This is a genomic window from Bradyrhizobium sp. (genome assembly GCF_047605465.1).
GTDB lineage: Bacteria > Pseudomonadota > Alphaproteobacteria > Rhizobiales > Xanthobacteraceae > Bradyrhizobium.
The window spans coordinates 249,558-271,206 of sequence record NZ_JASGFS010000005.1 but is presented as its reverse complement, the minus strand read 5'-3'; the positions used below and the strand labels follow the sequence as shown (position 1 = coordinate 271,206).

Annotated in this window: 20 protein-coding genes and 1 pseudogene; 11 read left to right on the top strand and 10 right to left on the bottom strand. The window is 66.5% G+C overall.

What is annotated here, in order from left to right; translation table 11 throughout:
* Window positions 1-9: 9 nt before the first annotated feature.
* Entirely contained in the window at window positions 10-837 is an 828-nt protein-coding gene (locus QM712_RS08185; protein ID WP_415022555.1) for a hypothetical protein, read from the bottom strand.
* A 94-nt stretch (window positions 838-931) separates the two neighbouring features.
* Window positions 932-1,243, bottom strand: coding sequence for a helix-turn-helix domain-containing protein (locus QM712_RS08180; protein WP_415022574.1), 312 nt, complete (start codon window positions 1,241-1,243; stop codon window positions 932-934).
* Window positions 1,244-2,062: 819 nt separating this feature from the next.
* Here QM712_RS08180 and QM712_RS08175 point away from each other — a divergent pair.
* From QM712_RS08175 to QM712_RS08150, 6 genes and pseudogenes are all read left to right on the top strand, one after another.
* Window positions 2,063-3,148, top strand: a pseudogene (locus QM712_RS08175) (amino acid ABC transporter substrate-binding protein); the annotation flags it as partial.
* Between the two features lie 193 nt (window positions 3,149-3,341).
* Complete coding sequence (locus QM712_RS08170; protein ID WP_415022573.1) at window positions 3,342-4,217, top strand: branched-chain amino acid ABC transporter permease; 876 nt, start codon at window positions 3,342-3,344, stop codon at window positions 4,215-4,217.
* A complete protein-coding gene (locus tag QM712_RS08165) occupies window positions 4,214-5,890 on the top strand; it encodes an ABC transporter permease subunit (protein WP_415022572.1) in 1,677 nt (558 codons plus the stop codon). The genes QM712_RS08170 and QM712_RS08165 overlap by 4 nt, the downstream gene beginning before the upstream one ends.
* Window positions 5,883-6,617, top strand: a complete 735-nt coding sequence (locus tag QM712_RS08160; protein ID WP_415022554.1) for an ABC transporter ATP-binding protein — start codon at window positions 5,883-5,885, stop codon at window positions 6,615-6,617. Before QM712_RS08165 ends, QM712_RS08160 begins: the two co-directional genes overlap by 8 nt.
* 22 nt (window positions 6,618-6,639) lie before the next feature.
* Window positions 6,640-8,091, top strand: coding sequence for an aldehyde dehydrogenase (locus QM712_RS08155; RefSeq protein ID WP_415022553.1), 1,452 nt, complete (start codon window positions 6,640-6,642; stop codon window positions 8,089-8,091).
* Between the two features lie 74 nt (window positions 8,092-8,165).
* Window positions 8,166-8,558: a cupin domain-containing protein gene (locus tag QM712_RS08150; protein ID WP_415022552.1), complete on the top strand. Its 393-nt coding sequence runs from the start codon at window positions 8,166-8,168 to the stop codon at window positions 8,556-8,558.
* 36 nt (window positions 8,559-8,594) lie between these two features.
* On the opposite strand, the gene QM712_RS08145 is transcribed toward QM712_RS08150, so the two are convergent.
* Both QM712_RS08145 and QM712_RS08140 read right to left on the bottom strand, forming a co-directional pair.
* On the bottom strand, window positions 8,595-10,592 hold the full coding sequence (locus QM712_RS08145; RefSeq protein ID WP_415022551.1) for a primary-amine oxidase: 1,998 nt from the start codon (window positions 10,590-10,592) through the stop codon (window positions 8,595-8,597).
* Window positions 10,593-10,607: 15 nt separating this feature from the next.
* Window positions 10,608-11,804 carry a serine hydrolase domain-containing protein gene (locus tag QM712_RS08140; protein WP_415022571.1) on the bottom strand — a complete coding sequence of 399 codons (1,197 nt, stop codon included), beginning with the start codon at window positions 11,802-11,804 and terminating at the stop codon, window positions 10,608-10,610.
* 177 nt (window positions 11,805-11,981) lie between these two features.
* Here QM712_RS08140 and QM712_RS08135 point away from each other — a divergent pair, with 177 nt between their 5' ends.
* Window positions 11,982-12,971: a helix-turn-helix domain-containing protein gene (locus QM712_RS08135; RefSeq protein WP_415022550.1), complete on the top strand. Its 990-nt coding sequence runs from the start codon at window positions 11,982-11,984 to the stop codon at window positions 12,969-12,971.
* A 3-nt stretch (window positions 12,972-12,974) separates the two neighbouring features.
* Here QM712_RS08135 and QM712_RS08130 read toward each other — a convergent pair whose 3' ends face one another.
* The 5 genes from QM712_RS08130 to QM712_RS08110 all read right to left on the bottom strand — a co-directional run bounded on the left by QM712_RS08130 (window position 12,975) and on the right by QM712_RS08110 (window position 18,212).
* Entirely contained in the window at window positions 12,975-13,751 is a 777-nt protein-coding gene (locus QM712_RS08130) for a MetQ/NlpA family ABC transporter substrate-binding protein (protein ID WP_415022549.1), read from the bottom strand.
* A 28-nt stretch (window positions 13,752-13,779) separates the two neighbouring features.
* Window positions 13,780-14,445 carry a methionine ABC transporter permease gene (locus tag QM712_RS08125; protein ID WP_415022548.1) on the bottom strand — a complete coding sequence of 222 codons (666 nt, stop codon included), beginning with the start codon at window positions 14,443-14,445 and terminating at the stop codon, window positions 13,780-13,782.
* On the bottom strand, window positions 14,435-15,583 hold the full coding sequence (locus tag QM712_RS08120; RefSeq protein WP_415022547.1) for a methionine ABC transporter ATP-binding protein: 1,149 nt from the start codon (window positions 15,581-15,583) through the stop codon (window positions 14,435-14,437). The genes QM712_RS08125 and QM712_RS08120 overlap by 11 nt, the downstream gene beginning before the upstream one ends.
* Before the next feature lie 236 nt (window positions 15,584-15,819).
* Complete coding sequence (locus QM712_RS08115; RefSeq protein WP_415022546.1) at window positions 15,820-17,295, bottom strand: DASS family sodium-coupled anion symporter; 1,476 nt, start codon at window positions 17,293-17,295, stop codon at window positions 15,820-15,822.
* A 110-nt stretch (window positions 17,296-17,405) separates the two neighbouring features.
* A complete protein-coding gene (locus tag QM712_RS08110) occupies window positions 17,406-18,212 on the bottom strand; it encodes an enoyl-CoA hydratase/isomerase family protein (RefSeq protein WP_415022545.1) in 807 nt (268 codons plus the stop codon).
* Window positions 18,213-18,332: 120 nt separating this feature from the next.
* Between QM712_RS08110 and nthA the strand changes: the two genes are divergently transcribed.
* The 4 genes from nthA to QM712_RS08090 all read left to right on the top strand — a co-directional run bounded on the left by nthA (window position 18,333) and on the right by QM712_RS08090 (window position 20,773).
* The gene (gene nthA, locus QM712_RS08105) at window positions 18,333-18,956 is read left to right on the top strand and encodes a nitrile hydratase subunit alpha (RefSeq protein WP_415022544.1); all 624 of its coding nucleotides are present in this window, start codon (window positions 18,333-18,335) and stop codon (window positions 18,954-18,956) included.
* The gene (gene nthB / locus QM712_RS08100) at window positions 18,953-19,612 is read left to right on the top strand and encodes a nitrile hydratase subunit beta (RefSeq protein WP_415022543.1); all 660 of its coding nucleotides are present in this window, start codon (window positions 18,953-18,955) and stop codon (window positions 19,610-19,612) included. Before nthA ends, nthB begins: the two co-directional genes overlap by 4 nt.
* A complete protein-coding gene (locus tag QM712_RS08095) occupies window positions 19,612-19,986 on the top strand; it encodes a nitrile hydratase accessory protein (RefSeq protein ID WP_415022542.1) in 375 nt (124 codons plus the stop codon). Before nthB ends, QM712_RS08095 begins: the two co-directional genes overlap by 1 nt.
* 124 nt (window positions 19,987-20,110) lie before the next feature.
* On the top strand, window positions 20,111-20,773 hold the full coding sequence (locus tag QM712_RS08090) for an epoxyqueuosine reductase QueH (protein ID WP_415022541.1): 663 nt from the start codon (window positions 20,111-20,113) through the stop codon (window positions 20,771-20,773).
* 138 nt (window positions 20,774-20,911) lie between these two features.
* Here QM712_RS08090 and queC read toward each other — a convergent pair whose 3' ends face one another.
* Window positions 20,912-21,625 carry a 7-cyano-7-deazaguanine synthase QueC gene (queC, locus tag QM712_RS08085; protein WP_415022540.1) on the bottom strand — a complete coding sequence of 238 codons (714 nt, stop codon included), beginning with the start codon at window positions 21,623-21,625 and terminating at the stop codon, window positions 20,912-20,914.
* Between the last annotated feature and the right edge of the window lie 24 nt (window positions 21,626-21,649).

Genomic DNA, 21,649 nt, shown 5'->3' with positions numbered 1-21,649 from the left:
GGCAACGCTCTAGCGCAGTGGCAACAGGTCGAGCTGGCTCTGTGCCTTGCCGACAGCCGCCGCGAACCAGCTCTGTCCCGGCGCTTCCCTGGCGAAGCATTTGGTGTAGGCGTCCATGGCCTGGTCCTCGCGCGCCATGTCGTCGCGCGGGTCCTTCTTGTTGAGCGGCCTCGCCATCATCTGCTTCCAGACCTTCTCGCAGCCCGGAATCTCCGCGGTCTTCACGGCGTCGGTGACGGCGAGGAAGAAGACCTTCTCGCCCTGGATCGCGACGACGTCGATTTCGTGCGGCGGCCCCTTCAGGTCGCCATTGCCGCGCACGCCCAGCACGGCGACCGCGACGCTCGCCGATGCGGGTTTCGCGATCGGCAACTCCGCATATTTGGCGAAGGCGGCATCCTGGATCGCGTAATAGTAGAAGCGGTCCGACCTCAGCGCGGCGCCGATCTCCTGCGGCATGCCGTCATGGCGATGCTCGGCAAGCCAATGCTTGAGCAGGCCGGTCGTCGAGACCACGGCTTGCATCTTGTCGCCTTCGGAGGCGAAGCCGAGCCCGTCGAGATGGCCGAAGCCGATGTCACCCTTGAAGAGCGTGTCGACGTTCGACTTGCCGTCCACGGCCAGCCCCTTGATCGTGGCAGGTCCGATCAAGCCGCGCAGTACGCCTGTCAGCTCGTTGAGCGCCGCATCGTGCTGCTTCATGGTCTCGTCGTTCTCGGGGGCCTTCGAGAACTTGGCGATGAAGCCATCGCGAAGGTCGAGATAGCGCTGTTCGGGAGCGGCAGCATCGGCATTCGTGGCGAACACCAGCAGGCAGAGCACGGCAGGCCATTTCATCGAAATTTCCGGGACAGGACAGACCTGCAGCTTTGTACCGGGGACCGGCCCGAAGGTTCATCGGCGAACGCCCGCGCCGATCCCGGATCGGCTGTCACGGCCAGTCGGCGAAATTCAGCGTCGGCCTCGATCGTCCGGCCTTGGTGCGCGCGGCCACGCGTTGCCGCCACGCGCCGGGCGCCTCGCCGGTGTGCTTGCGAAAGAACCGGCTGAAATAGGCCGCATCCTTGAAGCCGAGCGCGAAGGCGACCTGCTTGACCGTGCTGGTGCCGGACTCCAGCCGCGTCGCGGCTTCCCTGACCACGCGTTGCTGGATCAATTCGCTCGGCGAGCGCCCGAGTTCGCGACTGCACAGGGAATGCAGCCGGTCCGCTGTCATGCCGAGCAGGTTGGCGTAGTCGGTCATGCGCAGGTGCTGCTGGTAGCGTTCCTCGACCAGCCTGCGGAAGCGGCTCAAGATCTCGGTGGTGCTGCCCTCCTCGCCCTGATCCTGGTCGCCGGCGAAGAGCCGCCAGAAGCGCAGCACGCACAGCGTCAGTTCGGCGGACATGATTGATGCCGCTGCGGTCCGCGCCGGCGTTGCGATCTCGGTTGCGATGGCCGCGATCGAACGCGACATCGAGATGATGAGATCGGGCTCCGCCGGAAGCGCCAGGATGCCGCTGGCGCCTTCGAGCGCCAGATAGGCCGGCTCGGCCGACGGCGGCAGATAGCGATGCCACAGTCCCGCGCGCAGCCGGAGCAAGTCGGCCGTCGCTCCCGCCGAGACCTCCATGTATTCCGCCGAGCCCGCCGGGAGCCAGACGATGGTCGGTCCGGTCAGCGCGACGGTCTTGCGGGCCTGACGGACCTCGCCCGTGGCTCCGGCGTGCAGGCAGAAGACGTGGATGAACGGCCGTGCCGCCTTGGACTCGAGCATCCAGCGGCGCGCGGCATAGTGCGATGCCATCAGCTCGGCACCGATTGTCGCAGGCCCGCTGATCACAGCCTGCGGCGGCTGCGCATCGGCCCCCGCGACCCCTCGACGCAGATGGCCCGTGTGGCCAGAATTGTCCAATCTTTCCCCCGATCTGTCCATTGTGCGAACAAATCCGACGGTGCTTCCTAGGTCAAGCCCTGGATCGGAGGCGCGCCCGCAAGGCCGCCGAACAAAGAACGGGGCGAGAGGAAACGACCCACTTTCACCGTGCGAGCAATCGCCGGCGAAACACCAAGGAGGCTCGAGATGTTTTCGGCGAACCGTCGCAAATTGCTGCGCGTCACCGGTCTGGCTGCGCTGACCACAGCTCTGACGGCCTTTGCGTCGACGGCCGACGCGCAGGAAAAAATCCGGATCGGCTACGCGATCTCGAAGACCGGCCCCTATGCCGGCGGTGCCGGCATCACCACCCTGCCCAATTACGAGCTGTGGGTGAAGGATGTGAACGCGGCCGGCGGCATCAAGCTCGGCGACAAGAAGCTGCCCATCGAAATCGTCGAATACGACGACCGCAGCAGCTCCGAGGAAGCCGTCAAGGCGGTCGAGCGCCTCGCCAACCAGGACAAGGTCGATTTCATTCTTCCGCCCTGGAGCACGGGCCTCAATCTCGCGGTCGGCCCGACCCTGAACCGTCTCGGCTATCCGCACCTCGCGGTGACCTCGGTGACCGACAAGGCGCCCGAGCTCGCCAAGCGCTGGTCGAACGCGACGTTCTGGCTCGGCACGTCGGCGCAGATCTCCGAGGCGCTCGCCGACCTGCTCGGCAAGTTGAAGAGCGAGGGCAAGGTCGGCGCGAACATCGCGATGGTCAGCATCGCCGATCAGTTCGGCATCGAGCTTGCGGCCGCCGGCCGCGAGGCCTTCAAGAAACACGGCTTTACGCTCACCTACGACAAGACCTATCCGATGGGCGCGCAGGATCTCCAGCCGCTGCTGAAGGATGCGATCGCGTCCAATCCTGATGCGTTCATCGCTTTCAGCTACCCCCCGGACACGATCGCGCTGACCGAGCAGGCGCAGCTGCTGAAGTTCAATCCGAAGGTGTTCTATGTCGGCGTCGGCACCGCCTTCCCGCTCTACAAGGGCAAGTTCGCCGCCAACAGCGAGGGTGTGATGGGAATCGGCGGCTGGGATGCGGACTCTCCCGCGCTGAAGGACTATCTCGTGCGCCACAAGGCTGCGACCGGCAAGGAGCCCGATCGCTGGGCCAGCCCCATCACCTATGCGAGCCTGCAGGTGCTCCAGCAGGCCATCGAGAAGGTCGGCAAGATCGATCGCGCCGCCGTCGCCGCCGAGATCCGCTCGGGCACGTTCGACACCATCATCGGCAAGATCAAGCTGAAGGACGGCCTGCTGCAGGAGGTGTGGAGCGTGGGCCAGTGGCAGAACGGCGAGTTCTACGGCGTTGCGCCGACCTCGCTCGCCGGCGCGCGCGCACCGGTCGTGCCGAACCCGCAGTGGCAGTACGGGCCGGCGGGCCTCGTCATCGAGGCCCGCCTCCCGTCCGCCGATAGGACGCCGTTTCATGTTGTTCGTCGACATCGTCCTGCCGGGCCTCGTGCTGGGAGGCATGTACGCCCTGATCGCGCTCGGCTTGACGCTGCAATACGGCGTGGCGCGCGTGATGAACCTCTCCTACGGGGAATCCCTCGTTGCAGCCGCTTTCGGCGCGCTGTCGCTCTATTCGGGCCTCGGCCTGAGTCCGCTCGTATCGTTGCTGCTGGCCGTTCCGGTTGCGGTCGGGCTGAACTGGCTGCTCTACCGCGTCCTGCTCGGGCGGTTGCTGCGCCGGGGCAAGGACAAGGGCGCGCAGGAAATCGACGGCATCCTCGTCACCTTCGGCGTCCTGTTCGTGATCCAGGGCGTCATGCTGGTGGCGTTCGGCGGGCAGTACTACAGCTACAGCTATCTCTCCGTTCCCGTCGTCGTGCTGGGATCGACGCTGGCGGTCAACCGGCTCGTCGCGCTGCTGTTCGCTGCGGTGGTCGGCATGGCCGTGTATCTGGCGCTGACGCGGACGCGGATCGGCACGGCGGTCCGCGCCATCGCGGTCGACGCCAACGCGGCGCGGCTCGTCGGCATCGACGTCGCCGCCCTGTCGGGCTGGGCGTTCGCCTTCGGCGGCGGCCTCGTTGCCGTCGGAGGGGTGCTCGTCAGCATGTTCCTGACCTTCAACGCCTCGATGGGCGTGATCTTCACCATGAAGGCGCTGGTCGTCGTGATCATGGGCGGCGTCGGCAACGTGATGGGCGCCCTGGTCGCGGGACTGTTGCTCGGCGTGGTCGAGACCGCGGTGGCACGGCTCGTCGATCCCGGCCTCACGCTTGCCGCCACCTATGCGCTGTTTCTCGGCGTGCTGCTGGTCAAGCCCACCGGCCTGTTCGGGAGGGCATCGTCGTGAGAGGCGCCACGGGAACATTGCTGTGGGGTGCGGGGCTGCTGCTCGCGGCGGCGACCATCGCCTATCCGTTCTATGCCAACGGCTATTATCTCGCGCTCGGCATCAGCATCCTCTACTTCACGATCCTGGCCACGGCCTGGGCGATGTTCTCGGGCCCGACCCGTTACGTGTCGCTCGCGACCGTCGCCTTCTTCGGGCTCGGCGCCTACACCGCGGCGGTGCTCGGCGAGACGATGCCGTGGCCGGTCGTGCTGCTCGCCGCGGCCGGGTTCGGCGCGCTGGTTGCCGCCGTCACCGGGCTGTCGACGCTGCGCCTGTCCGGAATCTATTTCGTCATCTTCTCCTTCGGTCTGGCCGAGCTCATTCGCCAGCTCGTGATCTGGTACGAGGTCAACGTCCACAAATCGGTCGGACGCTATCTCTTCAGCGCGGTGACCCAGGAGGTCATCTACTGGCAGCTTCTCGGTCTTGCGGCCCTCGTCTTCCTGGTCGGCTGGCTGCTCGGGCGCTCGCGCTACGGACTGGCGCTGCGCGCCATCGGCGCGGACGAAACTGCCGCCAGTCATTCCGGGATCGACGCCACGCGGGTCAAGCTCGCCGTGTTCGTCCTCAGCGCGACCTTCATGTCGGTGACCGGCGCGGTGATGGCGCCGCGGTGGACCTATATCGACCCCTCGATCGCGTTCAATCCGACGATCTCGTTCCAGGTCGTGATCATGGCCCTGCTGGGTGGAGCAGGCTCGCTGTTCGGGCCGGTGCTCGGCGTCATTCCGCTCGTGCTCTTGTTCGAGGTCCTCACCGCGACGCTGCCCAATCATTTCAGCATCGTGCTCGGAATCATCTTCGTCCTCATCGTCATGCTGCTGCCCAACGGCGTCATCGGCCTGATCGGAACGGGACGGCGGCGGACGCCGCCTGATGGCGCCCCGACCAGGCGCGCCTCGGACGCGCCGCGGCTCACGGTCGAGGGCGTGAGCAAGTCGTTCAGCGGGCTTCGCGCCGTCGACGGCGTGAGCTTCACGGTCGCGCCGGGGCAGATCGTCGGGATCATCGGCCCCAACGGCTCCGGCAAGACCACGCTGTTGAACACGCTGTCCGGCGCCCTCGCCCCGTCATCGGGCACGATCCGGCTCGGAGATTCCGTAATCAACGGCCTGCGCCCGTACCGGATCGCGCGGCTCGGCCTGGCGCGCACTTTCCAGCTGGTCCGGGTCATGTCGGACCTGACGGCCGCCGAGAACGTCGCGGCCGCGCGCCTGTTCGGAACCGCTCCGGCGTCGTCCGCCGGCACGAGCGCGACAGGCCGGGAGCTGCTCGATCTCGTCGGGCTCGGCGCGATGCACGACACGCCCGCCGGAGAGCTCACCTATATCGATCAGAAGCGGCTGGAGCTTGCCCGCGCGCTGGCGCTGCAGCCCCGCATCGTGCTGCTCGACGAATGGCTGGCGGGTCTCAATCCGAGCGAGCTGGAAACCGGCATCGAGCTGATCGCGAAACTGCGCGAGCGCGGTATGACCGTCATCATGGTCGAGCATGTCATGGATGCGATCCGCGCGCTGTGCAGCCACTGCATCGTCATGAGCGCCGGCAGCGTGATTGCCCGCGGCGTACCGGACGACGTCCTGTCCGATCCGAAGGTCATCGCCGCCTATCTCGGAGACGAGGATGCTTGAGGTCTCCGCCCTCTCCCACTTCTACGGCAAGCACCGGGCCCTGGCCGACGTCGCGCTCGGTACTACGCAGGGCGAGATCGTCGCGATCCTCGGTGCCAACGGCGCCGGCAAGTCGACGCTGCTCAAGAGCATCGCCGGTCTGGTCAAGCCGGCCCCCGGCGCGATCCTCCGTTTCGACGGACAGGACATCGGCGCGCTGCCCGCGCACCTGATCGTCGAGCGGGGCATTGCGCTGGTTCCGGAGGGGCGCGGCGTGTTCGGCGAACTGACGGTCGCCGAAAACCTGCAACTCGGCGCCTATCCCGCCCGGGCACGCCAGGGGGAAGCCGACCGGCTCGCCGGCATCCTGAAGCTCTTCCCGCGGCTGTCCGAACGGATGAGCCAGGCCGTCCGCACCATGAGCGGCGGCGAGCAGCAGATGGTCGCGATCGGCCGCGCGCTGATGTCGAACCCCCTGCTGTTGCTGCTCGACGAACCCTCGCTCGGCCTGTCGCCCCTGCTCAGCCGCGAAGTGTTTCGCGCGCTCGGCCAGATTCGCGCCGGCGGCGTCGGCGTGCTGCTGGTCGAGCAGAATGCGCGCGCGAGCCTCGACATCGCCGACCGGGTCTATCTGATCGAGTCCGGCCGCAACGTCGGCAGCGGATCGGCGCACGACATGAAGAACAATCCCGACATCCAGCGCGCCTATCTCGGCAAGGCGCGCACCGCGTCAACCTCACGCAGCTAACCCGCAACCCATGGAGAGCTCCATGAACGCAATCGGCCTTCTCATCGGCGGCAAGGACCAGGCAGCCAGCAACCAGCGAACGTTCCAGCGACACAATCCGATCAGCGGCGAGGTCGCGACCATCGTCGCGGCCGCCTCGATCGACGATGCGATGCGCGCCGCCGATGCGGCGGCCGCGGCGTTTCCGGCCTGGTCGCAGCTCGGCCCGTCCGAGCGGCGCAAGCGGCTCAGCGCCGCCGCCGACATCCTCGCCCGCCGTGCGTCCGAGTTCACGGCCCTGATGGTCGCCGAAACCGGCGCGACCGCCGGATGGGCCGGCTTCAACGTGCATCTCGCCGAAGGCATGCTGCGCGAGGCCGCCGCCATGACGACGCAGATCTCCGGCGAGGTCATTCCGACCGACAAGCCCGACAACCTCGCGATGGCATTCCGCCAGCCGGTCGGTGTCGTGCTCGGTATCGCGCCCTGGAATGCGCCGGTGATCCTGGGCGTGCGCGCGCTCGCGATGCCGCTCGCCTGCGGCAATACGGTGGTGATGAAGGCCTCCGAGATGAGCCCCGGCGTGCACCGGCTGATCGGAACCTGCCTCAACGAAGCGGGCCTCGGCGACGGCGTCGTCAACGTCGTCACCAACGCGCCGGAAGATGCGCAGGCCGTGGTCGAGGCGCTGATCGCGCATCCCGCCATCCGCCGCGTCAATTTCACCGGCTCGACCCGGGTCGGGCGCCTCATCGCCCTCGCCTGCGCCAAGCACCTCAAGCGCGCGCTGCTCGAACTCGGCGGCAAGGCGCCGCTGGTCATCCTCGACGACGCCGATCTCGACGCGGCCGTGAACGCGGCGGCCTTCGGTGCCTTCATGAACCAGGGCCAGATCTGCATGTCGACGGAGCGGATCGTCCTCGACGACAAGATCGCCGACGCCTTCATCGCCAAATTCGCCGCCAAGGCGAACAGTCTCCCGTTCGGTGATCCGCGCAAGGGCAATGTGGTGCTGGGCTCGCTGGTCAGCGGCGCGGCCTGTGATCGCGTCGCAGGCCTGATCGAAGATGCCGTCGCCAAGGGCGCGGTGGTGGCGGCCGGCGGGCGCGGCAGCGGCACCATCATGCCGGCCACGATCGTCGATCACGTCACGCCCGCCATGCGCATCTACAGCGAGGAGAGCTTCGGTCCGGTCGTGACCGTCGTTCGCGTCAGCGGCGTCGATGAGGCTGTTCGTGTGGCCAACGACACCGAATACGGCCTCTCCTCCGCGGTGTTCGGGCGCGACATCCCGCGCGCGCTCGCGGTGGCAAAACGGATCGAGGCCGGCATCTGCCACATCAACGCGCCGACCGTGCATGACGAGCCGCAGATGCCGTTCGGCGGCACCAAGGCGTCGGGCTATGGCCGCTTCGGCGGCAAGGCCGCCATCGACGAGTTCACGGAGCTGCGCTGGATCACGCTGCAGACCGGGCCGCGGCACTACCCGTTCTGACCCGGGCCGGATGGGAAACGCCGTCGCCCTGCTGTAAGCTCGATCCGAGGCAGGATCGGCGCGGAGATGATGGCATGACGGAGCCCGGCTTTGGTCGGTTCATGAAGGACCACAGGGAATTTTTCGACGCGCTGGCCGACGATGGCTGGCGCGCCGTTCCCGGTTATGTCGGCGTCGAGGAAAAGATCCTGTCCGGCCGCTTCGATCATCCGGCGCGAGCCGGCGCCGTGACCCGCCTGTCGCGCTGGGCCGCCGGCGCATCGGTCGATCATCCGGTCTCGCATGAGTGGTGCGAGGAGGTCTTTCTGGTATCTGGCACGCTGTCCATCGGCTCGGCGTCGCAGGAAGCACGGCAGCTGGAGGCCGGCACCTACGCCGTGCGGCCGGCCCATGTCGAGCATGGCCCGTTCTTTACCCGCGACGGGTGCCTGATGATCGAGTTTCTTTACTACCCGCCACAGGCGTAGCGATCGATCCGGTGGGTCAAGCTGCCGTTGGCGCGCCTAGCCCTTGTGACAGCACGAGCCACTCGCGCCGTCGGTCTCGCCCGCGAGCACGCTGCGGCTGTTGCGATCCGGCGGGATGTCGCCGGCGGCATTGGCGGCGAAGAAGCCGGTCGGCTTCAGCGTGAAGCCGGCATATTCGACCGGCATGATCGGGAAATCCTCGGGCTTGCAGACATGGGTGTGGCCGAAGGAGTGCCAGACCACGATATCGGCGTTCTCGATGTTGCGGTTCTGCGCGGCGTAGCGCGGCAGCCCGTCGCCGCCGGCATGGACGTTGGGGTAGTCGCCGCTGGCGTATTTCTCGTCCGTGTCGAACGCGGTGACCCAGACGTGCTTCGTGGCGAAGCCGCCGCGCTTGCGGACGTAGCTGCCCTCCTGCGCCAACATCAGCGGGCTCGGATTGACGACGAGCTTGTAGGCCGGCGGATTGCCGACCGAATTGGTCTGGTTTGGATTGCTGATCTTCCAGAACCGGCCGGTCTCGCCATTGGCGATCGCGGCCGCGTCGCGCTCGCGCGACAGCACGCGCGTCGTGGTGTCGAACACGTTGCCATGCGGATTGTCCCGGCCCCAGGGCCGCGGCACGAAGTCGTGCTCGGTGACGGTGTTGCCGCCGCCGTCGAGATCCATGTGCAGGCGCACGTTGAAGAAGTGCTGATGCGTCGGCCCGCCCAGATTGTCGTCGACCATGCCCCCCCATTTGTATGTCTCGCCCGGCCGCACCGCGGCGGTCTGGATGATGCCGGTGAGCTTGGTCTCGAGCTGGACCGTGCCGTCCTGGTAGAGATACCAGTAGAAGCCGTAATCGTAATTGCCGACCGTGGCGAAGAACGAGATGACGAGCCGCCGCGAGCGCCGGACCTCGAACAGGCCGTTGCGGAATTCGTAGTGCTTCCAGGCAATTCCGTAGTCTTCTTCATGCATGCAGATCGCGTTCTGCATGACGAAGGGCTCGCCCTTGCTGTCGGCCGCCGGCACGTCGAAATAATGGATGTGGCCGAGGCAGTCGCAGCCGAGCTCGAGTGCGTTGGCGAGCATGCCGAGCCCATACTCGCCGGCGTCGAACGCCGACTTCCAGAAATGGTTGGCGGTCGGATCGGCGTAAGGCACCACCATCTCGGTGACGCTGGCACGGTGGATCAACGACCGCTTGCGCGCGCCGTCCTGATAGCCGAGCTGGTGCAGCACCAATCCCTCGCGCGGCGTGAAGCCGATACGGAAGCTCCATTTCTGCCAGTCGACCTTCCAGCCCTCGACGCGGAAGCTCGCGCCCTCTGGCTGCTCGATGTGCAGCGGCTTGATGTCGGTACGCGGGTTGCTGACCTCGTGGGCGCCGTAGTTCCGCTTCTTGCGCGGGATCGGCACGATCGGGTCTTCGTCGGTGAGGTCGATGACCCTGCCCCCGATCAGGTCGACGACGGCGACGACGCCCTCGATCGGATGGGCATAGCCGTTGTCCTGGGGATGCTCTCGGAAATAACTCACAGCGCGCACGATGCGGGCGCCGCGCTCGAACGCCATGTCGAAGAAGCCCGAGGAGAACGGATCGATCTGGACCAGCTCGATCTCGGCATCCGTCAGGCCGCGCCGATGCATGGCTGCGCGCCAGCCGGGATCGGCCTTGACCACGGCCTCGCACTTGAAGAATTCCTCCAGCATCACCGACGGCTGCCCATAGGGCGCCTCGCGGTTCGGCACGACCTTGCGTGCGACGATCTCGCCGCGGCCGAGATCGACGACGTGCTCGATCGCCTCGCCGGTCACGACGTCCAGGGTCAGCGCGAAGGCGCGGCGCGGCAGCGCTGACTCACCGGAGGCCAGCTCCTGCTTGGTCGGCTCTTCGAGCCGCACCGTCGGAAAGCGACAGTTCTCCGGCGAGGCCGCGGCGGCACGCACCAGCGTGCAGGCCGCCGTGATCTCCTCGGCGGTCAGCGGATCGAGCGGATGAGGTGCGGCGGCTTGCGTCTGCGATCTGGTCTTGACGGTGTCGAGCATGATGATTGCCTGAGGTCAGCGCGGAGCGAGATGCGTGGTGATGGCACGGAAGGCGGCGAGCCAGCGGAGATCGAGCGGCACGTCCATCGCCTTCGGCTGGGTCGCGAACTTGACGATGACGGTGTCGGTGGCGGCATCGACATAGAGCCACTGGCCGTGGATGCCGATCGCGGCGAGATCGTTGCGCGAAGGATCAATCGTGTACCATTTGCTGCGGTAGCGGGCGCCCGGGAAGATGTCGGCGAGATCGCCGTCGGCCCACGCCTTGGGGTCGCCGTTCTCGTGGATGTCGTCGATCCACCAGCCCGGCACCACCTGCCGCCCCTCGACCACGCCGTGGCAGCGGATCATTTCGCCGAAGCGCAGGAGGTCGCGCGCGGTGACGGACAGGCCGCCGGCGATGCGTCCCATGCCGTGGCTGTCGAGCGTCATCGAACCGTCGTCCTCCGCGCCCAGGGGCTGCCAGAGATAGTCCGACAGAATCCGCGGATAGGGCATCCCGCAGGCGCGCTCATAGACCCAGCCGAGCACCTCAGTGTTGGTCGAGACGTAATGGAACACCTTGCCGTGCGGCTTGCCGGTCCCGCGCAGTGTCGCGAGATAGGCGCGCTGGTGACCCGCCTCGACGCCGGGCGGCGGCACATCCCAGCCCGAGGAGAAGCGATAGCGTGCCACATCGCCGGCCGGGTCTTCGTAGTCCTCTTCGAACTTGATGGCCACGGCCATGTCGAGGACGTCGCGGACGGTGCAGCCGCCGTAGACCGACGTCTCGAGCTCCGGCACGTAACGCACCACCCTCGCCTCGGGATCGACCAGGCCGCGCGCGGCCAGCACGCCGCCGAGCGTGCCGGCGATCGACTTGCTGATCGAGCAGATCAGGTGCGGCGTGATGGCGCTCATGCCGTCGCCGTACCATTCGTGGACCAGCGTGCCCCGGTGCATCACGAGCAGCGCATCGCCGAAGGTCTCGCGCAGCGTGGCTTCGATCGTGGTCGGCTTGCCGTCCGGCCCGGTGAAGCCGAGCCTCGAGAGGTCGCGCGGCGCGCTCGCGATCGGCGTCGGATGCGCCGAGCGGCGCACCTCCGCGGTCGGCAGCACCTCGCGGACATGGGTGAAGCCCCAGCGGATGGCGGGAAAGGTACGCCAGTTGGCGTGGGTCACCTGGGCCTCGGGCGCAGGCGGACTGCCGCGCATGATCTCGGTCGGTCGCATCTCGATCCTCCGCAAGGCGATCCCGACGGCGGTGTCGGGCGCGGCACGGAACACTGCATCGGCGCGATATGAGGCGTTATCGAGATCCGGCAATATTTTGCTGGACACGGGCCATGGCCGTGCCAGTCTGGCGCGGTTCTTGCTAGCAGTTCGGCTTATAGATTCTGACGTGCTGTCATGGCCTTAAGCGCAACTCTTCCGATTCAGGACTCGCCTGCGGACCTGTTCCAGGCCAGCAGCACGGATGTCGACGAGCATTGCGCGAGCCTCGGCCATTGGCGGCTCAGCTACGACCAGATCAGCCCGGGCGCTTTCCGGGGCAGTTTCACGCAGCTCTCGCTGCCCCGTCTCGAGGTGTTCCGCGAGGTCACCAGCCAGCAGGTCCGCCAATATGGTCAGCTCGGCGCCGACAGCTTCGGCATCGGCCTGCCCTGGGACGGCGACGGCGAGGTGAATTGCAATGGTGCCGATGCCACCGGGGCCAAGGTGATCGCCTGCATCGACGCCGAGGTCGACATGTGCACGCCGAAGGCGTTCGAGTTTCGCGGCATCGTCACCAGTGCGGCGCTGATCGAAGAGCTGGCGGCACGACTCGACATCGGATTGCCGCGCAGCGTCTGGCATCAGTTGCGGGTGATCGAGATGGCGGAGGCGCCGGTCGCGCGGCTGCGGCAGCACCTTGCCGTGATCCTCGACACCATTGCGACCCGACGCGGACGGCTCGACGATCCGGCCGCCCGGCAGGCGCTCGAAGACGCCCTCCTCGTCGAGATCATGGACATGCTGCCGACGGCGCGGCCCTGCGATCCCGGCCGCAGTTCCGCCGCGCGCCGGCGCACCGTCGACCGCGCCCGCGAACTGATGCACGGCAGCGGCGATCGCTCGCTCTCGCTGCTGGAGGTCTGCAAGGCCGTCGGCGCCAGCCCGCGCAAGCTGGGCTACTGTTTTCAGGAGGTGCTGGGCACGAGCCCGATGCACTACTGGCGCGCGATGCGCCTGAACCGCGTGCGTCGCGAGCTCAAGCGTTCGGGCGACGCCGCGACCTCAGTCTACGACGTCGCCGTGCAGCAGGGCTTCTGGCACTTCAGCCAGTTCTCGCTCGACTACAAACGCCACTTCTCGGAGCTGCCGTCGGAGACGCTGCGACGCGCCAGGGCAGCGGCCTGAGCGCTACCAGGTCGGCAGATACGTGCCCTTGAAGCGCGTCTCCAGGAACGCCTTCACGGCATCGGAGTGGTAGGCCTCGATCAACTGCTTGACCCAGGGCTTGTCCTTGTCTTCCTCGCGCACGGCAAGGATGTTCACCCATGGACCGTCGGCGTTCTCGCGGGCGATCGCGTCGACCGCCGGATTGAGGCCGGCCTGCACCGCGTAATTGTTGTTGATCGAGACGACGTCCACGTCCTGGAGCGCGCGTGGAAGCTGGGCGGCATCGAGCTCGACGAACCGAAGCTTCTTCGGGTTGTCGGTGATGTCGGCAATCGTCGAGCTGACGTTGTTCGGATCCTTCAGCTTGATCACGCCATGCAGCGCCAGGATCATCAGGCCGCGGGCACCGTTGGAGGGATCGTTGGCGATCGCCACGCGGGCGCCTTCCGGCAGGTCGGCGAGCTTCTTGTATTTCTGGGAATAGACGCCCTGGGGCGAGCCGATCGTGGTCGCGACCTTGACGAGCTTCCAGCCGGTCTTGGAGATCTGGTTCTTCAGGTACGGCTCGTGCTGGAACGAGTTCGCCTCGAGGTCCTTCAGCGCCAGCGCCTGGTTCGGGATCACGTAGTCGGTGAACTCGACGACCTTGATGTCGAGGCCGCGTTCGGCACCCACCTTCTTCACGACGTCCATGATCTCGGCATGGGGGCCGGCGGTCACGCCGACGCGGATGGTTTCGGCCTCAGCCGTATTCGCGAGCAGGAAGGCCGCAGCCGCGAGGGTTGCCAGTAAACGCATAAGTCTCTCCAATGTCAGAAAATGAGTGTCAGCGATTGCGCAGCCGGCGGTTGACCCGGCGCGCGAGATAGTCGCCCGCGCTCTGAACGAGCTGCACCAGAGCGATCAGCACGACGACGACGGCCAGCATCATCTCCGGCATGAAGCGCTGATAGCCGTAGCGGATGCCGAGATCGCCGAGCCCGCCGCCGCCGACGGCACCGACCATGGCGGAATAGCCGAGCAGGCTGACCACCGCGAGCGTCAGCGCCAGCAGTAGGCCGGGGAGCGCCTCGGGGATCAGGACCTTGAACACGATCTGGATTGGCGAAGCCCCGAATGAGGATGCCGTCTCGATCAGGCCGCCATCGACCTCGCGGATCGCGGCTTCGACCAGACGCGCGATGAACGGCGTCGATGCAATCGTCAGCGGCACGATGGCCGCGGACGAGCCGATCGACGTGCCGGCGACGAGCCGCGTGAACGGGATGATGGCGACGACGAGGATGATGAAGGGCGTCGAGCGCGTCGCATTGACGACGATGCCGAGCAATCCGTTCACGGCAGGCGCGGCGAACAGCTCGCCTTTCCGGCTGGTGGCGAGAAACACGCCGAGCGGCAGGCCGAAGGCGGTGCCGAGCAGCGCCGCGATGCCGACCATGTAGAGGCTCTCGCCCGTGGCCTGGACGATCAGGTTGATGAGTTCAGGCGACATAGCCGAGACGCTCCGCCGAGAATTGATATTGCGACAGCCAGGCCAGGACGCGCGTGGTCGCGCCCTCCCCGCCGGGACTGCCGATGGACGTACCAAGGGGGATGCCGAGTGTCAGCGATCCCACATGCTGGCCGCCGATCTCGTCGATGCGCGCCGACAGAAGCGACACGTCGAGGCTCAGTTCGCGCGCCAGCCGCGCGACCACCGTGTCGCCGGCGCCTGCGCCGCGGACCTGGACGCGGATCACCGCCTGGCCGCCCGCAACCGGCTCGGCCACGATCCGGCTCGCCAGCGACACCGGCAGGTTGTCGCCGATCACTTCGGACAAGAACGACTGCGTGATGGGGTGCTTCGGATGGGTGAAGATATCGGCGACATGGCCGCTCTCGACGACATGGCCGCCGTCGAGCACCACGACCTCCTTCGCAAGCTGGCGGACGACGGACATTTCATGCGTGATCAGCACGATGGTTACGCCGAGCTCACGGTTGATGTTCGCAAGCAGGTCGAGGATCGCACGGGTGGTCTGCGGGTCGAGCGCCGAGGTCGCCTCGTCCGACAACAATACGCTCGGCCGGGTTGCCAACGCACGCGCGATGCCGACGCGCTGCTTCTGGCCGCCGGAGAGCTCCGACGGATAGCGATCGTGCTTGTCGGCGATGCCCACGAGGGCCAGCAGTTCGTTCACGCGCGCCCTGATGTCGGCTTTGCTCCAGCCGGCGATCTCGAGCGGCAGCGCGATATTGTCGGCTGCCGTGCGCGACGACAGCAGGTTGAAGTGCTGGAAGATCATGCCGATCGAACGCTGCGCCAGCCGCAGCTCGTGACCGGCCAGGGCGGAGATGTCGCGGCCATCGACGACGACGCGCCCCGTGGTCGGCTTCTCCAGCCCGTTGATCAGCCGGACCAGGCTCGACTTGCCGGCGCCGGAGCGCCCGATCACGCCGGTGATCGAGCCGCGCGGAATCGCGAAGTCGATCGACTGCAGCGCGTGGACGCCGGGCTTGCCGCGGAAGGCCGGATAGACCTTCGAGATGCCTTCGAACCGGACCATCGCGTCCGGCGAAATCGCTTGTGGGGTTTCGACCGGCTGTCCGATCGCAAGCGATTGGTGCGCGTTCATGGAAAAGGCTTTCATGTACGACAGGCCGCCTGCCCGCACGCCTTGAGGCGCGCGAGGGCCAAGTCGCCTCTGCGACGGGAAATCGGCCAGCACGGAGCACCGATGCGGCGCGCTGCACTGCAGCACACACCATCGCCCGATCCGGTCTTTGTTGCAATTTCAGATATTTGGGAGGGGTTGGATGAAGTTTTCCCGATTCCGGTCGCTGGAAGAAAAATCATCTGCACCGGCGGAGACGGCTCCTGCGTTGCCTACTGGGTTACCTGCAGCCAGGGCAGTACGATTAGGAGCAGCCCCGCGAAGTAGATCAGCCCGAAGATCAGGCCGAAGCCCCAGAACTGGGCCTTCCCGATATAGCCGCTGCCGAAATACATCGGCGCGGGTCCGGTGGCGTAAGGCGAGATCACGCCCATCAGGCCGAGCGAATACATGCAGAGCATGGCGAGCGTCGCGACCGGCAGACCGGCGATGCCGGACCCGACCGCGAGCACGACGGGCAGCACGGCGGCCGCGTGCGAGGTGATGCTCGAGAAGAAATAGTGGATCCAGAAGAACAGCGCGACCAGCAGGATCATCGCGGCCGAGGGCGACAGTCCGGCGAGCGGCTTGGCGTATTCGTTCGCGAACCATTTGATGAAGCCGATCTCGTTGAGACCGGATGCCAGCGTCAGCAGCGAGGTGAAATAGAAGAACACCTCCCAGGCGCTCTTCTCGCTGACGATGTCCGAGAATTCGATGACGCCCGTCACCAGCATCAGCGAGATCACGATGAACACGACGGTGGTGGCATTGACGAAGTTCGATCCGAGCAGCGGCACGCGGATATCGGGGCTCGAGCCCGCGATCCACAGGAACATCGCCAGCACGATCAGGCCGGACATGATCCACTCGTTGCGCGACATCGGCCCCATCGTCGCGAGTTCCTTGGACGCCCATGCGGAGATTTCCGGACTCTGCTTCACCTCCGGCCGGCACACGACGTAGCTCAGCAAGGGCACCAGCAGCATCAGGAGGATGCCGAGCGGCGCGAAGCCGACGAACCACTGGCCCCAGCTGACCTCGACACCGACCGTTTTCTTGGCGATCGCGAGCGCCGCCGCATTGGGCGCGAGCGCGGTGAAGAACAGCGAGCTGGTCACGGCGGTCGCCGCGAACGCGGTCCACATCACATAGGTGCCGATCTTGCCCGCGGTCGGTCCCGGCTCGGAGCCGTAGATGCGCGGAATGTTGCTGATGATGGGATAGACGATGCCGCCGCTCCGCGCCGTGTTGGACGGCGTCGCCGGCGCGAGCAGGAAGTCGGACATCGCGACTGCATAACCCAGTCCAAGCGTATTCCGCCCGAGCTTTTGCACCAGCACCAGCGCGATGCGCCGGCCCAGCGCGCTCTTGCGATAACCGATCGAGAACACGAAGGCGCCGACGATCAGCCACACCGTGCTCTCGGCGAAACCGGCCAGCATCCAGCGCAGCGACTTGTTGGGATCGGGGTCGATGTAGCCGCCGACGCCCGCGACCGTGAGCCCGATCAGCCCGACGGCGCCGACCGGCATCGATTCCAGAATGAGCCCGGTGATGACGGCCGCGAAAACCGCGAAATAGTGCCATTGATTGGCATTGAGACCCGCGGGGACCGGCCACAGATAGACCGCCAGCCAGACCACCAGCGGGGCGATCAGCCTCCAGCGAAATCCCTTCGCCTCAGGCGCCTGTGAGCCAGCGGTCATGAGCCCTCCCCCTTGATGTTGGTCGCAATCGCGGGCCCGTTGGCCGGGCCGCTTCTGTTGTCTGGCCTATACGAACTGCCCACGGTCCGATCAATGGTCCGGGTCCGGTTCTACCGTCCCTTGAACCGTGGCTTGCGGCGGCCGAGAAACGCCTCGACACCTTCCCTGTGATCCTCGCTGAGACTTGCGAGCGCGAACTGATCGACGTCCATATGGCTCGCCAGATCGTCCAGCGCATGCGCCAGCCGGTTGACGGTGAGCTTGGTCATGGCGACCGAGAGCGGCGGCTGCGCGGCGACCTTGCGGGCCAGCTCCAAGGCCGCATCGAACGCCCGGCCGGGATCGGTGACTTGCTCCACGAGACCCCAGTCATGAGCCTCGTCCGCCGAGATGCGCTGATCGGCGAGGATCACCGCCTGTTTGGTGCGGGCCGGCCCGATCAGATGCAGCATGCGCGGGACGCTCTGCCAGCTCATGTTCATGCCGAGCCCGATCTCGGGCACGCGCAGATGCGCATCGCGCCCCATGATGCGAAAATCGAGCGCCACGGCCAACGCGACGCCGCCGCCGACGCAAAAGCCCTCGATCGCGCCGATCGTGATCTGCTCCATCTCCTGCCACGCATGGGTCAGGCGAGGCCCGAGCTTCAGGTGCCGCCTGAGCGAGCCGAGATCCATGTCCTTGCGTGCGCGCCCTTCGGCGTCCTTCAGATCGAACCCCGCGCTGAACGCGTTGGCGCTGCCGGTGAGCACCACGACGGAGGTCGCCGCATCGTCCTCGAAGCTCCGCGCCGCCGCTGTGAGCTGCCGCAACGCCTCCGGCGACAAGGCATTGATGCCGTCGCCGCGGTCGAACCGAACCACGGCGATGCGTCCCTCGGGCCCAAGGCCTTTCTCGATGCGTACAAACTCGGTCATGGGCGTCTCCAAGGCTGATTTTTCCGGATGCTAGCGCACAAATGGCGTCACGAATATGGGACGGGTTGCGCGGCAACGAGTGCTCGACAGGCAAGGACCATTGCGCCTATCCTCGGCGACATGAGCCATGATCACGACCACCACCACGATCATTCCGAGTTGTCGGAGACCGAGCTGCGCGTGCGTGCGCTCGAGACGATCCTGACGGAAAAGGGCTATGTCGAGCCGGCCGCGCTCGACGCGATCATCCAGGCCTATGAGACCAAGATCGGCCCGCACAACGGCGCGCGCGTCGTCGCCAAGGCCTGGACCGATCCGGACTTCAAGGCGGCGTTGCTGGCGGACGGATCGCAGGCGGTCGGGACGCTCGGCCATGTCAGCCGCGTCGGCGACCATCTCGTCGTGGTCGAGAACACGCCGCAGCGGCACAACATGGTCGTGTGCACGCTGTGCTCCTGCTACCCCTGGGAAATGCTCGGTCTGCCGCCGGTCTGGTACAAGGCTTCGCCCTATCGCTCTCGCGCGGTGAAGGATCCGCGCGGCGTGCTGGCCGATTTCGGCGTCACGGTGCCCAAGGACATTGAAATCCGGGTGTGGGATTCGACAGCCGAGACACGCTTCCTGGTGCTGCCGATGCGCCCGGAAGGCACGGAAGGCTGGAGCGAAGAGCAACTCGCCGAACTCGTCACGCGCGATTCCATGATCGGGACCGGCTTTCCCCGAAAGCCCGGAGCGCCGTCATGAACGGCGTGCACGACATGGGCGGCATGGATGGCTTCGGCAAGGTCGAGCCCGAGCCCAATGAGCCGATGTTCCACGCGAACTGGGAAGCGCGCGTCATGGCGATGGTGCGCGCCATGGGCGCCGCGGGCGCCTACAACATCGACACCTCGCGCTTCTACCGCGAGACGCTGCCGCCGCACGTCTACCTGTCGAGCTCCTACTACAAGAAATGGTTTCTCGGGCTCGAGGAGATGCTGATCGAGAAGGGTTACCTCACCAGGGAGGAGGTCGTCGCCGGCCATGCGATGCAGCCGGCAAAGGCGCTCAAGCACGGCAAGTTCGATCTCGACGACGTCGATCGCGTCATGGTGCGCGGCAAGTTCGCGCGCCCTGCCCCGGCGGCTGCGAGGTTCAGCATCGGCGACCGCGTGCGCGCGAAGAACATTCATCCGGCCACGCATACGAGACTGCCGCGCTATGTGCGCGGCCATGTCGGCATCGTGGAATTGAACCACGGCTGCCACGTGTTCCCGGATTCAGCGGCCATGGAGCTCGGCGAGAATCCGCAATGGCTCTACACGGTGGTGTTCGAAGGCCGCGATCTCTGGGGCGCGGACGGCGATCCGACCGTGAAGGTTTCGATCGACGCATTCGAACCCTATCTGGACTCGGTGTGATGAGCCGCAATGCTGCGGACGCAACGGCAGCCATTCCGAGTATCCCGCGTGACGACGACGGCCCGGTGTTCCGCGCGCCCTGGGAGGCGCATGCCTTCGCGATGGCATTGACGCTGCACGACCGCGGCCTGTTCACCTGGACCGAATGGGCTGCTGCCCTGGCTGACGAGATCAAGCGCGCGCAAGCCGCAGGCGATCCCGACACTGGCGAGACCTACTACCTGCACTGGCTCGCGACGCTGGAAAAGCTCGTCGCCCACAAGGGCGTCGCATCGAGCGAGACCCTGCACCGCTACCGTGATGCCTGGGATCACGCCGCCGACCGCACGCCCCACGGCAAGCCGATCGAGCTTCGGCCCGAGGATTTTGGTTAGCGCGCGCCGGCTGCCCATGATATGCAGCCCTCCGATGGACTTGGCGCTCGGTTCCGCTTGAGCGCGTCCAGCTGTGACGCCCTGAGCGGCGTCTCGTCCGCACACGGCTGTTGCTATGATTGACATGAACGAACGACAAAAACTCACCCCGCCCGGCGGCCACAAGCGTGTGCTGCTGCATTCCTGCTGCGCGCCGTGCTCAGGCGAGGTGATGGAGGCGATGCTGGCCTCGGGCATCGACTACACCATCTTCTTCTACAATCCGAACATCCATCCGCAGAAGGAATATCTGCTGCGCAAGGACGAGAACGTGCGCTTCGCCGAAAAGCACGGCGTGCCCTTCGTCGATGCCGACTACGACACCGAGAACTGGTTCGCGCGGGCCAAGGGCATGGAATGGGAGCCCGAGCGCGGCGTTCGCTGCACCATGTGCTTCGACATGCGTTTCGAGCGCACGGCGCTGCATGCGCACGAGCACGGCTTTCCGGTGATAACCTCCTCGCTCGGCATCTCGCGCTGGAAGAACATGGCCCAGATCAACGATTGCGGGCATCGCGCGGCCGGCCGCTACGACGAGCTCAGCTATTGGGATTTCAACTGGCGCAAGGGCGGCGGCGCCGCGCGCATGATCGAGATCAGCAAGCGCGAGGAGTTCTACCAGCAGGAATATTGCGGCTGCGTCTATTCGCTTCGCGACACCAACCAGCATCGCCGCAGCCAGGGACGTCCCTCCATCACCCTCGGCACGCAGTTCTACGGCCGGAGCGAGGACGAGACCTCGTCCTGAGGGCTCGGAGGTTTCGCCGGCCTTGGATCTTCCGCGGCGGTCTCATTCGTCATCGCGCGCGCAGCGAAGCGATCCGGAGTCTTTCTGCGGCGGCGGTCTGCTTCGCTGCGCTCGCAGTGACGCTGAAGGCTTAGGGAATTAGCTGCGGGCCGCGTACTCGCGCCAGCCCTTCGCCCGCAGGCTGCATGCCGGGCACTCCCCGCAGCCATAGCCCCAATCGTGCCGCGCGCCGCGTTCGCCGAGATAGCAGGTGTGCGATTGGTCGCGGATGAGGTCGACGAGCCCGTCGCCGCCGAGATCATGCGCGAGCTTCCACGTCGCGGCCTTGTCGATCCACATCAGCGGGGTATGCAGTTCGAAGGTCCGGGCCATGCCCAGCGACAGCGCGGCCTGCATGGCGCGGATGGTGTCGTCGCGGCAATCGGGATAGCCGGAATAGTCGGTCTCGCACATGCCGCCGACGATGTGGACGATGCCGCGCCGGTAGGCTAGCGCCGCGGCAAAGGTGAGGAACACCAGGTTGCGGCCGGGCACGAACGTGTTCGGTAGGCCGTCGGCGCCCATCGCGATCGCGACGTCGCGGGTCAGTGCCGTCTCGGACACGGCCGCCAGGGTCGGGATCGACAGCGTGTGGCTCTCGCCGAGCCTGGAGGCCCAGTCGGCCTTGAGGTCCTTGATGCCGTCGAACAGGCGGTCGCGGCAGGCAAGCTCGATGGCATGACGCTGGCCGTAATCGAACCCCAGCGTCTCCACGCGTGCGAAGCGGCTCAACGCCCAGGCCAGGCAGGTGGTGGAATCCTGGCCGCCGGAGAACAGCACCAGCGCGGTTTGTGATGAAAATGCGTCGCTCATGGTCCGCGCTTTAGCACCGCCGGA

Excerpts from the sequence above, each read along its gene's own strand:
- QM712_RS08185 (WP_415022555.1), bottom strand. The coding sequence starts at position 837 with ATGAAATGGCCTGCCGTGCTCTGCCTGCTGGTGTTCGCCACGAATGCC.
- QM712_RS08180 (WP_415022574.1), bottom strand. The coding sequence starts at position 1,243 with ATGACCGACTACGCCAACCTGCTCGGCATGACAGCGGACCGGCTGCAT.
- QM712_RS08170 (WP_415022573.1), top strand. The coding sequence starts at position 3,342 with ATGTTGTTCGTCGACATCGTCCTGCCGGGCCTCGTGCTGGGAGGCATG.
- QM712_RS08160 (WP_415022554.1), top strand. The coding sequence starts at position 5,883 with ATGCTTGAGGTCTCCGCCCTCTCCCACTTCTACGGCAAGCACCGGGCC.
- QM712_RS08155 (WP_415022553.1), top strand. The coding sequence starts at position 6,640 with ATGAACGCAATCGGCCTTCTCATCGGCGGCAAGGACCAGGCAGCCAGC.
- QM712_RS08150 (WP_415022552.1), top strand. The coding sequence starts at position 8,166 with ATGACGGAGCCCGGCTTTGGTCGGTTCATGAAGGACCACAGGGAATTT.
- QM712_RS08145 (WP_415022551.1), bottom strand. The coding sequence starts at position 10,592 with ATGCTCGACACCGTCAAGACCAGATCGCAGACGCAAGCCGCCGCACCT.
- QM712_RS08140 (WP_415022571.1), bottom strand. The coding sequence starts at position 11,804 with ATGCGACCGACCGAGATCATGCGCGGCAGTCCGCCTGCGCCCGAGGCC.
- QM712_RS08135 (WP_415022550.1), top strand. The coding sequence starts at position 11,982 with ATGGCCTTAAGCGCAACTCTTCCGATTCAGGACTCGCCTGCGGACCTG.
- QM712_RS08130 (WP_415022549.1), bottom strand. The coding sequence starts at position 13,751 with ATGCGTTTACTGGCAACCCTCGCGGCTGCGGCCTTCCTGCTCGCGAAT.
- QM712_RS08125 (WP_415022548.1), bottom strand. The coding sequence starts at position 14,445 with ATGTCGCCTGAACTCATCAACCTGATCGTCCAGGCCACGGGCGAGAGC.
- QM712_RS08120 (WP_415022547.1), bottom strand. The coding sequence starts at position 15,583 with ATGAAAGCCTTTTCCATGAACGCGCACCAATCGCTTGCGATCGGACAG.
- QM712_RS08115 (WP_415022546.1), bottom strand. The coding sequence starts at position 17,295 with ATGACCGCTGGCTCACAGGCGCCTGAGGCGAAGGGATTTCGCTGGAGG.
- QM712_RS08110 (WP_415022545.1), bottom strand. The coding sequence starts at position 18,212 with ATGACCGAGTTTGTACGCATCGAGAAAGGCCTTGGGCCCGAGGGACGC.
- nthA (WP_415022544.1), top strand. The coding sequence starts at position 18,333 with ATGAGCCATGATCACGACCACCACCACGATCATTCCGAGTTGTCGGAG.
- nthB (WP_415022543.1), top strand. The coding sequence starts at position 18,953 with ATGAACGGCGTGCACGACATGGGCGGCATGGATGGCTTCGGCAAGGTC.
- QM712_RS08095 (WP_415022542.1), top strand. The coding sequence starts at position 19,612 with ATGAGCCGCAATGCTGCGGACGCAACGGCAGCCATTCCGAGTATCCCG.
- QM712_RS08090 (WP_415022541.1), top strand. The coding sequence starts at position 20,111 with ATGAACGAACGACAAAAACTCACCCCGCCCGGCGGCCACAAGCGTGTG.
- queC (WP_415022540.1), bottom strand. The coding sequence starts at position 21,625 with ATGAGCGACGCATTTTCATCACAAACCGCGCTGGTGCTGTTCTCCGGC.